This is a genomic window from Enterococcus sp. 2G9_DIV0600 (assembly GCF_002140615.1).
In the GTDB taxonomy this organism is placed as follows: domain Bacteria; phylum Bacillota; class Bacilli; order Lactobacillales; family Enterococcaceae; genus Enterococcus_D; species Enterococcus_D innesii.
The window spans coordinates 1,879,025-1,890,811 of sequence record NZ_NGLL01000001.1 but is presented as its reverse complement, the minus strand read 5'-3'; the positions used below and the strand labels follow the sequence as shown (position 1 = coordinate 1,890,811).

The window sequence follows — 11,787 nt, the reverse complement described above, 5'->3', positions numbered from 1 at the left end:
TAGCTATGTAGGGAAGGGATAAACGCTGAAAGCATCTAAGTGTGAAGCCCACCTCAAGATGAGATTTCCCATTTCTTTAAGAAAGTAAGATCCCTGAGAGATGATCAGGTAGATAGGTCAGAAGTGGAAGGCCAGTGATGGTTGGAGCGGACTGATACTAATCGATCGAGGACTTAACCAAAAAAGAAAAAAGCACGTAAACTCGGAAGAGTTTTGATTTCTTCGATCCAGTTTTGAGTGAGCAACACTTACTCAATTGAATAGTGTGGTGGCGATAGCAAGAAGGATACACCTGTAACCATGCCGAACACAGAAGTTAAGCTTCTTAGCGCCGATTGTAGTGAAGGGTTTCCCTTTGTGAGAGTAGGACGTCGCCACGCAGCCAAACACATGTCTTAATTGACATGTGTTTTTTTGTTATTACAACGATGTATCATTTTTCTAAAAACAATCACTTAAAATAACTTTTTATGGAAAAAAATGATACACTAGTAGTGAAGTATTTTTAGGAGGGATCATATGACTGACGATGCCAAAAAAGAACAAAATGTTGTTCAAGATCAAGACGTTGTTTCAGTTTCAGCGAATGAAGAAATATCCTTTGGCGATATCAAACAAGTAGCCTCAAAAAATATCGGTCAAATGCTGCAAGACCTGCAAGATTTTGAAGTAGCGATCGAAAAAGAGGATATTCCTGAAATTTATCGTATATATAATGGTCGATTGCACAAACAGTTAAAAGAAACATCAAATCAAAATCATGAGATTGATGAATTGTTATCAAGGAAGTTCCACGATAACTTCACCCAAGCTTTCCCATTTATGATGCATTGTGCCAAAATATCTCCTACGGTGCATTACTATAAGTTAGGAACCTATTATCATGAGCGAGCGACGATTGGTATCGATGCGAGTATTCCCGAAATTTTTGTTATCCCTGAGATAGATGAAGAGTGGGAAAAGTTCCAACGAGGTAATCGTGAGATGCTGACAGCAATCGAACAGCAGATGGACAAACTAGAAGCCAAACGGATCACAGCGTTATCTGAGGTAAAGGAAATCCAAAATCAGATCGATCAACTTACGGAAGCCGAAAATGAATTAACTGAATCAAAGGGTTTTTTCAATCGGACAAAAATCGATGAAGAACTAGAACATTTAACTTCTGAGCGAAAAGCATTAGAAGCCAAACGTAGAGAATGGGAAAGATATTCAAATAATAATGAAGAGGTTTTTGCTGAAAAAGAACGCCTACAGCAGCAATATCAAACATTGCGCTTAAAGAAAGCGATCGTAGAAAAAGAATTTCGTCAAATTGATACTTTTTTTGGTTCTTTTGATGAATTTACGACAAAAATAATGGCTTTCTTAGCTCACTATACGGGAAAGGAGCTGACTGATATTGACGAAAGAAACGCAGACAAATCCTGATGAATCACAGCTGCTGGAGCAGGAACCGACGCTAGAGATTCAAACAGAAGGCGCTAATGAAGTTGAGGAAAACGTACCAACAAATGCGACGGACTTAGTGAATGACGGTCCTTTAGTAGAAGATAGTAGAAATGTAGCGGATGATTCTTTTGATTCAGCGGAAGAAGAATCTGACTACGAAGATGATTATTACGCTGTAAAAGCGCAAGATCACCAACGAATCGAATCGCTTATTGAGCAAGCCGAAAACGAACTAGCTGATTTAAAATTGCGAAAATCAATCATGGAAGCTGATTTTTCTGGATTGCTTGCTCATTACCGTCAGTTGATTTTAACAGATCAAGATATTTCGGTGATCGCCAAAAAGACATTGCTTGAATACTATGCCTATGAATTCTTGAAACCATTAAAAACGATTCATTTAACTGCTACCGATAACTATGATACATGGAAGACAAAGCATTTCAATGTCCGTTTTCGTTTAACAGAAACAAAGGAGCTCGAGTTTAGTTTTAAACTAAATCCAGTCAATTCTACGTATCAATCCAGTTATTTGCCATTGTTGACTATCAATTCAAACTCCCAGTCGGTGGTTGTCAATGATGAACAGATTTTGCATTTAATCAGTCAATGGCATGCGGAGAATATTTTCTCGGTCAATCAGCTTTCGCTTTTTAATTATGATGTCAACTTGGTATTGGCGCATTTAAAAGAATTAGGCTTTACGGTTTCACCAAGCTTGATCGACAATACCCAAACCTTAGCTGTCGATATGGAAACAGATTTTCCTGTTGCAGCAGAAGTTCTCGATCAAATTTTTATTATCACGATGGAGAATCAGCTATATGATTTTATCACAGAAAACAAAGGTGAAATTCTTATTTTACTTGATAAAAATCAACGATTGACGATCCATTTGTATACAGAGTCCACTTTACTAACGATTGACTCGGATCAATGGAAGCGATCCTTACTAGATTTCTTCACAAGCTATCCGTTTTTAGTTCCACTTGTGGTAAAAGGTGAAGAATAAATGTTCTAAATTGGTTAAGAGTGCTAGAATGGTTTTTATAACTATTCAGCACTTTTTTTGGAAGGAGCAGTATGATGAAAAATAAAGCACTAGGTTTTTATGAAGGACGATCTTTAGATGATCTAGAAGTATTTACTGAAAAGGAAATTCCTATACCGATTTGCCAAACACATGATTTACTGGTGGAAGTACAAGCAGTTTCGGTCAATCCAATCGATACGAAACGTCGGCAAATGACTGTTTTAAGTGAAGATTTCCAGATCCAAGGGTATGATGCCGTTGGGATCGTTAAAGATATCGGCTCAGCAGTTAGTGGCTTTGCCGTTGGTGATCGGGTATTCTATGCCGGAACCACACAACGACCTGGTGCGAATCAAAGGTTTCAAGCTGTTGATTCTCGAATCGCAGCAAAGGCACCAGCCGGTTTTTCTGACGGTGATCTTGCGGCTTTACCATTAACGAGTTTAACCGCATGGGAATTGCTATTTGAAAAATTTGGATATATTCCTGAAGAAAACGCCAATCAAGGATCGATTTTGTTGATCAATGCCAGCGGCGGTGTGGGTTCGATCGCTGCACAATTAGCAAAATGGGCAGGTTTAACCGTTTATGGCAGTGCTAGTCCTAGAAACAACGAGTGGCTAAAAAACAATCAAGTGGATCATGTTCTTAATCACCGTTTACCTTTAGCCGAACAAATAAACAAACCTTTTTCAGCCATTGCCATTTTTTATGATGCCTCCACCTATTTGCCACAATTAACGAAAGCAATCGTCCCATTTGGTAAAGTCGGAATGATCGTCAATACGAAAGAAGCGCTCGATTTAAACCCATTTAAAAACCTTAGCATCGATTTTTATTGGGAGTACATGTTTGCCAAAACAGATGCTCAACTGATGTTTGAAACCCAAGGAGCGATCTTAAAACGAATCGCTTCGCTGTTAGTTAATGGCAAAATTCACACCACTGCGGTCCAAACGATTGATGGAGGAATCACGATCGAAAACTTAAAACTCGGTACCGAAGCGGTTGAGCGGGGAAATAAAGGCAAGACTGTGATTACAGGGGGCGTCTTATAGATGGAAGAAGAGGAAGCAATCCTGTTTTGGGATGAGTTTGCTCAAGATTATGCACAAATCCAGCAGGAGTCTTCATTGCAGATTGCGAAAGAGGTAGTTGCTTACTTATTGGAGCAGCAAGTGTTCCCCATATCTATTTTTGTTGACTTTGCTGCTGGTGCGGGTCGCTATATCCCCGCATTTTATCCTTATGTAAATGAGTATTATGCGATTGATTTTTCAAAGGAAATGCTTAGAATAATTGAAGAAACGATTGATGATCCACAGAATAAACTACACCTGATGCAACAGAGCCAAAGCGACTTTTTAACGACGGACCAGCACTGGCCCTGTATTTTCATGGCCATGAATCCAGCACTAAGAGACAAAAAGACATTGCTGCAGTTGCGAAAGAAAACCGATCAATTGATTATTCTTAGAACAATCGCTGAAGTAGAAAATGTGTTTCAGCCCTTTGAAGAAGACCCCGTAGATGAAAAAGAGTTACAGCTTAATACCTACTACAAGAAGTGGTTATCAGAAGAGGCAATTGAATGGCGGAGCTGCCAGTTTGAGTATATGGTGAAAGAAGAGATCGATCGGGATTTCTTTCATCTTTATTTTGAGGATGAGTATTCATTGGAACAGCGGAAACAAATGGTTCAACGTATCTTTGGTGAATCGCTGACTGTTGAAAGCCATACGAAAATAACCTTTGAACTTCTTTTATCTCGATAGTAATCCCTCAAAGAGATCAAAAAAAACGAGATTCTGACATAAGAGCGAAAAACAGAAACAGTAGTTATGCCTCTTTTGACTACTGGCTGCAAATGTCCTTATGCTGGAATCTCGTTTTGTATCGCTTTTGTTATAAGAAAAGATAGACAGTCGTTCCTAAGATCAGTAAGAAAAGAAGATTGACGATTAAGAACCATTTTTGAAATGCTTTGGCTTCTTTGGCTCGAGCTTGTTTCAGTAACTTATAGCCAATCAAATTGGCTAGTGAAGCAATCAATGTACCCAATCCGCCGACATTGACCCCTAAAAGAACGGCTTTTTCCAAGTCGGTGAAGGGAGCGATCAAAATCGCTGCTGGAACGTTAGAGATTCCTTGAGAGAGTAAAATACTGCCTAAAAAAGCGCGATGTGTTTCTTGAAAATACGGTCGAATGCGATTGGTGATCCACGTTTGGTCTTGAATATTGCCGACGATCAAGAAGAAGCAAATGAAGGTAAGCAATAAACGATAATCAACTTTGGTAAATAACCGTTTATTGCTGAACCAAACCACGGCTACGACGATAAGAACGGCTATCGAGAGGGGTAGAACACTAAAAATACCCAAAATCATGATAACAAACAAGCCTGCATGGCGCATCGCTGTTTTTTTTTCATAGGCGTCTTCTTGAATAGTGATTTCTAGAGGCGATTTTGAAATAAGCTGGACCGAAACAAGCAGTAATAGTAAGGAAAGCCCCACGAAAGTACCGGTTGTCCACATGAACTGTCCTAGTGAGATGTGATAATAAGAAAATAAAAATAAGTTTTGCGGGTTTCCAAAGGGAAAAAGGCTACTTCCTAAATTGGCTGCTACGATTAAATAGACGGCGCCTAATATGACACTAGTTCGCTGTTGTTCTTGTCTCGTTAAAAGCAGATAGATGGGCAATAAGGTTAAAATAGCTACATCGTTCGTTAAGAACATCGAACTAAAAAAGCTTAGAAGAACGACTACACGAATCAAATCCCGCAAACTGCGGCTCTTTTCCACCAATTTTTGACCAAATGCCCGTAATAAGCCAGCTTCTTCTAACCCATTGATCACTAGCATTAATCCAAACAGCGACAAGATCACTTTGAAGTCAATAAACGACCAACGGAAGGTGCCAAAAAAACATGCAATGAGTGCTAGTAGCAGGGAAATCGAAAATAATCGATCGGTTCGAAAAAATGCTAACATTCGTTTTCCCATAGTTCACCACCTTTCTTCTCAAGAATTTTACCATTCCCGCGCTTTAGAAACAATAAATAACGCTTTTTAAACCGATCTTGAAGACCTTAGGATGATTTTTATAGTTGACAAATGAGTCATTAATTGGGAAATTGGTATGTGAAAGGTGAAGGAGGTTCAAAAATGAATGTTATGCAGCTGCTTGAAAAAAATCAGCAGGTTCATTTTCAAATTTTAGCTGTTTTTTTTCAGAATGGCTCAGAGATCTCTTATAAGAAACTTGCAAAAACATTATCCATTTCCGCCCCCACTTTGCAAAAAGAGCTTCAAAATCTTCATCAGAATTTAGTCGCTTTCCATGAGGATGCGACATTGACTTATTTAGAAAATGATCAAGTACAGTTAACACTTCCGCTTGATTTCTCACTAAAAAAATTCTTTTATTCGTATCTGTCAGAGGCGATCGATTTTCAGATTTTGTCCTATTTGTTTTTTCATCGAGATGAGTCAACGACGAAAATGATGTTAGAACTCATGTTGAGTGAAGCATCTTTGTTTCGTCGATTCAAAGCCATCAATCAATTATTGAAAGAGTTCGATATCCAATTAAAAAATAAAAAATTAATTGGGGATGAAAAGCAAATTCGTTTTTTCTATTATCAATTTTTTTCACAAAGTTATCCCAATGAAGAATTGATTACCCGCTTGAATGCTCCAGCCATCAATAATTTGATTCGAGTTATTGAAAAACAGTTACAGACAACGTTTAGTCAAGCTGAGCGTTGGAAAGTTGGATTATGGCTAGGCATTATGGAAGCTCGTTTTGATTATCGTGGCTCACAGCAGCATGAAGCCTCGTATCACCTATTAAAGTCTCTAGAAAATGAAGCCATGTTCCAGATTCTGCGGAATATCTTAGGACGCTACCTCAGTCGTTTTGCGGTTTCCTGGAGCGATTATGAAACGGTTTATTTCTATTTGTTTTTACTAGCAGAAGGCTTGATTGGTCCTTCTGAGGAGGGATTAAGCCAGAAGTCACTTTTCTTCCGAGAAATCGAAGCATTAAATGAAGAGTTGTTGCAGGCGATCGGTGATAGTGAAAGAAAGTCTGCAGAAACTTCAGTGGAGTTGGGTGTCTTCTTAACCAGCGTAACGATCCAAGCGTTATACATTCATGGCGGTATTATTGCTTTTGCTGAATTTCAGCCGCAAAGTGTTGCGAATGAAAGCTTGATTGTAGTGGCACAACAAGCAATCGAACAGTTGGAGAAAAACGTAAACCAGTCTTTTTCTCTTGAGAAAAAGCAGCATTTAACCAATGAATTGCTTTTGATCCGTCAATGGATTCAAGTAAAACAGGAAAAAGCATTTACCGTAGGCATTTTGTTGACTCAATCACGATTACGCAGTGGCTTTTTGCGGCGTTTTTTGATCAAAGAATTGGCTGGCTATCCGAATATTCACTTCGATGGGACGAAGGAGAAGGACTATGATTTATTGATTGTTGATCATTCTGAGATCTCGGAAGGCTATCGTTATAAGAAGCGATTGATTTTAACAGGTGGTGCAACCCCATTTGAAGAAGAGCGACTTCATCAAATCGTGGATGAAATACGCAATGAGAACCTTGAAAGTGAGTTGGAAAAGATATGAGAATAGTGATTATTGGAGGCTCTCATGCAGGAATTGCTGCTGCCCGTCATTTAAAAAAAGTTGACCCCAAAGTCGATGTGATTATTATAGAAAAATCAGGTGTCCTTGGTTACGTTGCCAGCAGCTTGAATTTAGTTTTAGAAGGATATATCTCGCGTCTGGAAGACTCACGGACCACAACTGCTAGCGAGCTTCTTTCAGAAGGAATCAATGTGATGCTGAACAGTGAAGTCATAAACATTTTTCCGCAAGAAAAACTGGTTCAATTTGTGACGTCAACGGAATCATATCGACAAGAAGATGAAGTGAGTTATGATGGCTTAATTTTAGCGATGGGATCGAGTACTTTCCGCTCGGAGTTCGCCTCAGATGTTGAAGCACATATAACGACCTACAAAACGATTGGTCAATCAAAGCAAGCACTAGAAAAAATCGAAAAGGCGCAAACCGTGGCGATCGTCGGCGCTGGCCTGATTGGGTTTGAATTGGCGGAATCGTTAAGTGGACAGCAAAAAGCGATTCACTTAATCGATCGAATGGATACGCTGTTGTTCCGTTATTTTGATCATGAAGTTGCAGAAATTTTGATGGAACGTTTTCCAGAGAACTTACAAATTTATCTTAACAGCAACGTTGCCCATACGATCAAAGACGAGAAGGGCGAATATCAAGGAATTGAGCTTTCAAATGGAACCCAGATTCAAGCTGATGTAGTCGTTTATGCTGTAAATCCGCGACCGAATGTCGCCTTAGTAGAAGACTTTTTAAAACTAAATCTCGATGGCACGGTATTTACAAATGAATACTTGCAAACGTCTGATCCATCCATCTATGCGATCGGCGATCTCGTCTCGATTCCTTTCAATCATTCGGATAGCTCTTTGTATATCCCTTTAGTGACTAATGCTTATCGGACGGGGATCGTAGCTGCTACCAATGTATTGGCTAATGAGCAGGGAACGACGAAAATTCCTTTTCCCAAAATGCAGCGCACGGTTGTTAGTAAATTGTTTGGCTATTTTGTCAGCAGTTCAGGTATCAATGAGACTGAGGCACCGTATTACGGCTTTGAAGTAGATTCAGTGACGCAGACATTTCATTCTCGGACATTTTTCGCGACAGATGAGGATTTTGAAGTAACCTTAAAACTGATTTTTGATCAGCAAACGAAAATAATCATGGGAGGGCAAATCATCACGAGTGATCGTGGAAGTTTAGAGATCATCAACACGATTTCAACGTTAATCAATAGCAAAACGTCCTTGCACCAATTAGCAACAATGGATTACTTTTTTAATCCTACCATTTCTTTTCCGTTGCATTTTTTGAATCAATTGGCCCTGGATGGCTTGTTAAAGTAAATTATGTAACCTTGGTAAACCTACGATCATCGTAGGTTTATTTTTTTTGAACGTAACGATAATCAAGGAAGACTATCGCTTTCCATCAGTGACTGGTTTCGGTAATTAAAAATCAGGTGGGCTGCTGTTGGAGGTCGATGTCAACTACTATCATGATTTTTTTTGATGAAGAATCTCGAAACGAAAACGATAAAGCTTGTTCGATGACTGAACTGCTTTTGCTTATAGATTTTTATTGATAGACGATGATTGTTTAGGTGGAGGGGACACACGTCATTTGCTTTTAACTGATAAAATACATCATCTTGGGTAAGTGGTGATTTTACATGGTTTTCAATAGATGAAAACAAGTGCAAATCTAAGTGATCTGTTATTGAATGATACTCAGAAAGTGAATGTATCATTCGTAAGTATTTTTATAATCCAAAGGATAAAATAGACATCCTTGAGATAAGAATACGCTTATCGGCAGGTTTATAAGAGAAAAACATCACATAATTTCCTTTCCTCGCATACTCATTTTCCAAAAATTGCGATGGGAAAGGGATTTTTTAAAAAAACTTCTTGTGATTTTAAGTGAAATACGTTACCCTATTAAAGAGAGTGAGAATCATTCTCAATAACGAGGGGGCGGGGCATGTTGAAAAAAATCGGATTACTGCTGATCTTTATTCTTCTAGTGGGTTGCTCTTTGTTGGCAGGTACCCATGAATTGTCTTTAACAGGTTTACAGCAGGGTGATCCGAATCATTGGCTTGTTTTGGTAAAAGTTAGGCTCCCACGGACGATCAGTTTGATTATTGCAGGTGGGATCATTAGTATCTGTGGAAAAATCATGCAGCACATGATGCAAAATAAATTTGTGGCCTCTGAGTCGATTGGGCTGACGGATAGCGCTCGCTTAGGAATTTTGCTGGTTATGCTCTTTCTGCCAAATGCCTCAAATTTGATTCGTACGACTGCAGCATTTGTGTTTGCTTATGCAGGGGTGTTGTTCTTTTTATTTTTAAGCCAATTTCTACCAAAGAAAGATCCAATGATGCTGCCTTTAACAGGGGTGATGTTCGGTAATATCATCGGTGCTATTAGTAGCTTCTTAGCCTATCGCTTCCAATTGGTTCAAAACGTTTCTTCTTGGCTACAAGGAAATTTTGCCACCATTATGGTTGGACAGTATGAACTTTTGTATTTGACGATTCCTGTTTTCGGTTTGCTGTATTTCTTAGCTTATGAGATCACGATCGCCGGTTTAGGTGAAAGTGCGGCTAAGAGTCTGGGGATCAATTACTTGTTCTTGCGTTTTGCTGTATTTGCTCTGGTGGCGTTTGCCAGCAGTGTCGTTTTACTGACCGTTGGACAAATCCCTTTTCTAGGGATCGTTATCCCAAATATGATCGGCATGGTCTTCGGGGATCATTTGAAAAATAATCTGGTCTTGATCAGCTTTGCCGGAAGCGCGTTCTTGTTATTGTGTGATGTATTGGCGAGAGTCGTCATCGCGCCGTATGAAATGCCGGTCAGTGTTGTCGCCGGCGTACTGGGTGGGTGCTGTTTCTTGATTTTGCTTCTGGGGAGGAAATTTCGATGAAGAAAAAACTCTTCCTCTTGTTGTTTCTAATCCTTTGTGCATGTATGGCCTATCTGACCTATAACACCTATGGTAACTGGTCCTTTGCCTTTGCATTACGAGGACGTCGCATCATGGCTTTTGCTTTAGTTGCCATTGCAATCTCCTTTAGTACAATCACGCTACAGACACTGACGAGCAATCGTTATCTAACCCCTGGGATTTTAGGCTTAGATCAACTGTATGTCCTTGTTCAAACCCTTTGTTTCTTTTTTATCGGTGGGATTCAGATGTTAAGCCAAGAAACAGCTGCGATGTTTTTGTTCTCTGTCGGTTTAACTGCCGTTCTAGGAAGTTTCTTGATTGGCTTTTTCTATCAAAAAGCAGTCGCCGGACTATTTTTGTTGTTGATGGCAGGGATGGTCTGTGGCACGATGTTCGGTAGTCTCAGCACCTTTTTACAAGTATTGATGGATCCAAATGAATATGATTTGCTGCAAGGCCGCTTATTCGCCAGTTTTGGCAATATCAACACCCAACATCTTTTGATTGCTGCCGCGATCATTTTGGTAGGGAGTATCTGTCTGATTCTGCTGATTCCAGAATTAAATTTGCTCCATTTAGGAAGCGGACAGGCCAAAAGTTTAGGCGTTTCTGTTCAATGGCTTCATAGAGGTGTTTTATTTTTGATTGCTTTACTGACAGGCACTGCCACTGCTTTAGTTGGTCCAGCAGTTTTTCTAGGATTTGTGGTGGCAACGATCACCTATCAGCTTTTCCCAACTTATCGTCACGGTTGGCTGTTTGCCGGTGGTAGTTTGATTGGCTTTCTCCTGTTGGTAGGAGGTCAATTCCTAGTGGAACAGGTCTTTCAATGGCAAACGACCATCGGCACCGTGATCCAATTATTAGGTGGTATCTTCTTTATAAGCAAATTGCTGCTGGAAAGGAAAAAATCATGATCGAAACCAAAAATGTATCCAAGAATTATGCAAAAACACAAGTTTTGACGAAATGTTCCTTAGCGTTGCCGGAGCAGAAAATGATTGCTTTCATTGGGCCCAATGGTGCCGGAAAAAGTACCTTGCTTTCTTTAGTCAGTCGGATGTTGGATCAGCGCACCGGTGATATTTATCTGGATGGAACGGAGATTCGTCAATGGAAATCCAAAGAGCTAGCAAAAAAAATGGCTTTTTTGCAGCAAAGCAATCGCTATGCTGTCAATCTGACCGTAAGAGAACTAGTGGCATTTGGTCGTTATCCATATAACCGGGGACGACAATCGGCAGCAGATGATGTGATTATTGATGATTCTTTGTCTAAGTTATCTCTCACCGAATATGCTGGTCAATCGATCCATGAACTTTCAGGTGGGCAACTGCAAAGAGTTTACTTGGCGATGATCTTAGCCCAAGATACCGATTATTTATTATTGGACGAACCGTTAAACAATCTAGATTTGAAACATGCCAATCAGCTGATGAAATTATTGACTACATTGGTGGAAGAGTATCAGAAAACCGTTGTGATCGTTTTGCACGACATTAATTTTGCAGCACGATATGCCGATCACATCGTCGCTATGAAAGATGGTCAGATTTTTAAAGCAGCTGGCACAGAGGCAGTGATTCGAGAAGAGGTACTAGAAGCACTATATGAAATTCCAATCAAACTGGTACAAGTGGATGGGCGGCAATTTTGCTACACCTTCCAATAAAATTTTGTTTCTAAGG

General features: G+C 39.6%; 10 protein-coding genes, 1 rRNA gene and 1 other annotated feature (1 of these 12 running past the window's edge). Of the genes, 10 read left to right on the top strand and 1 reads right to left on the bottom strand.

Going from position 1 to position 11,787, the window contains the following annotated elements; all coding sequences use genetic code 11:
- Positions 1 to 169: a sequence feature (23S ribosomal RNA rRNA prediction is too short), on the top strand (it extends 701 nt beyond the left edge of the window).
- Positions 170 to 264: 95 nt separating this feature from the next.
- From rrf to A5870_RS09005, 5 genes are all read left to right on the top strand, one after another.
- Positions 265 to 380 (top strand): 5S ribosomal RNA (rrf, locus tag A5870_RS09025).
- Positions 381 to 519: 139 nt separating this feature from the next.
- Entirely contained in the window at positions 520 to 1,431 is a 912-nt protein-coding gene (locus A5870_RS09020; protein ID WP_081118738.1) for a hypothetical protein, read from the top strand.
- Positions 1,403 to 2,464, top strand: coding sequence for a hypothetical protein (locus A5870_RS09015; RefSeq protein WP_086292449.1), 1,062 nt, complete (start codon positions 1,403 to 1,405; stop codon positions 2,462 to 2,464). The genes A5870_RS09020 and A5870_RS09015 overlap by 29 nt, the downstream gene beginning before the upstream one ends.
- Before the next feature lie 71 nt (positions 2,465 to 2,535).
- The gene (locus A5870_RS09010) at positions 2,536 to 3,543 is read left to right on the top strand and encodes a zinc-binding alcohol dehydrogenase family protein (RefSeq protein ID WP_086292448.1); all 1,008 of its coding nucleotides are present in this window, start codon (positions 2,536 to 2,538) and stop codon (positions 3,541 to 3,543) included.
- Entirely contained in the window at positions 3,544 to 4,260 is a 717-nt protein-coding gene (locus A5870_RS09005; protein ID WP_086292447.1) for a class I SAM-dependent methyltransferase, read from the top strand.
- A gap of 130 nt (positions 4,261 to 4,390) precedes the next feature.
- On the opposite strand, the gene A5870_RS09000 is transcribed toward A5870_RS09005, so the two are convergent.
- Positions 4,391 to 5,494, bottom strand: a complete 1,104-nt coding sequence (locus A5870_RS09000; RefSeq protein WP_086292446.1) for an SLC13 family permease — start codon at positions 5,492 to 5,494, stop codon at positions 4,391 to 4,393.
- Positions 5,495 to 5,656: 162 nt separating this feature from the next.
- Between A5870_RS09000 and A5870_RS08995 the strand changes: the two genes are divergently transcribed.
- The 5 genes from A5870_RS08995 (at position 5,657) to A5870_RS08975 (ending at position 11,771) form a co-directional block, all read left to right on the top strand.
- Positions 5,657 to 7,126: a helix-turn-helix domain-containing protein gene (locus A5870_RS08995; protein ID WP_170920147.1), complete on the top strand. Its 1,470-nt coding sequence runs from the start codon at positions 5,657 to 5,659 to the stop codon at positions 7,124 to 7,126.
- Entirely contained in the window at positions 7,123 to 8,487 is a 1,365-nt protein-coding gene (locus A5870_RS08990; RefSeq protein WP_081118732.1) for an FAD-dependent oxidoreductase, read from the top strand. The genes A5870_RS08995 and A5870_RS08990 overlap by 4 nt, the downstream gene beginning before the upstream one ends.
- A gap of 637 nt (positions 8,488 to 9,124) precedes the next feature.
- Complete coding sequence (locus A5870_RS08985; RefSeq protein WP_077453473.1) at positions 9,125 to 10,075, top strand: ABC transporter permease; 951 nt, start codon at positions 9,125 to 9,127, stop codon at positions 10,073 to 10,075.
- Positions 10,072 to 11,016, top strand: coding sequence for an iron chelate uptake ABC transporter family permease subunit (locus A5870_RS08980; protein WP_077453472.1), 945 nt, complete (start codon positions 10,072 to 10,074; stop codon positions 11,014 to 11,016). Before A5870_RS08985 ends, A5870_RS08980 begins: the two co-directional genes overlap by 4 nt.
- Positions 11,013 to 11,771, top strand: coding sequence for an iron ABC transporter ATP-binding protein (locus tag A5870_RS08975; protein ID WP_081118730.1), 759 nt, complete (start codon positions 11,013 to 11,015; stop codon positions 11,769 to 11,771). The genes A5870_RS08980 and A5870_RS08975 overlap by 4 nt, the downstream gene beginning before the upstream one ends.
- Positions 11,772 to 11,787: the final 16 nt, after the last annotated feature.

Excerpts from the sequence above, each read along its gene's own strand:
- A5870_RS09020 (WP_081118738.1), top strand. The coding sequence starts at position 520 with ATGACTGACGATGCCAAAAAAGAACAAAATGTTGTTCAAGATCAAGAC.
- A5870_RS09010 (WP_086292448.1), top strand. The coding sequence starts at position 2,536 with ATGATGAAAAATAAAGCACTAGGTTTTTATGAAGGACGATCTTTAGAT.
- A5870_RS09005 (WP_086292447.1), top strand. The coding sequence starts at position 3,544 with ATGGAAGAAGAGGAAGCAATCCTGTTTTGGGATGAGTTTGCTCAAGAT.
- A5870_RS09000 (WP_086292446.1), bottom strand. The coding sequence starts at position 5,494 with ATGGGAAAACGAATGTTAGCATTTTTTCGAACCGATCGATTATTTTCG.
- A5870_RS08995 (WP_170920147.1), top strand. The coding sequence starts at position 5,657 with ATGAATGTTATGCAGCTGCTTGAAAAAAATCAGCAGGTTCATTTTCAA.
- A5870_RS08990 (WP_081118732.1), top strand. The coding sequence starts at position 7,123 with ATGAGAATAGTGATTATTGGAGGCTCTCATGCAGGAATTGCTGCTGCC.
- A5870_RS08985 (WP_077453473.1), top strand. The coding sequence starts at position 9,125 with ATGTTGAAAAAAATCGGATTACTGCTGATCTTTATTCTTCTAGTGGGT.
- A5870_RS08980 (WP_077453472.1), top strand. The coding sequence starts at position 10,072 with ATGAAGAAAAAACTCTTCCTCTTGTTGTTTCTAATCCTTTGTGCATGT.
- A5870_RS08975 (WP_081118730.1), top strand. The coding sequence starts at position 11,013 with ATGATCGAAACCAAAAATGTATCCAAGAATTATGCAAAAACACAAGTT.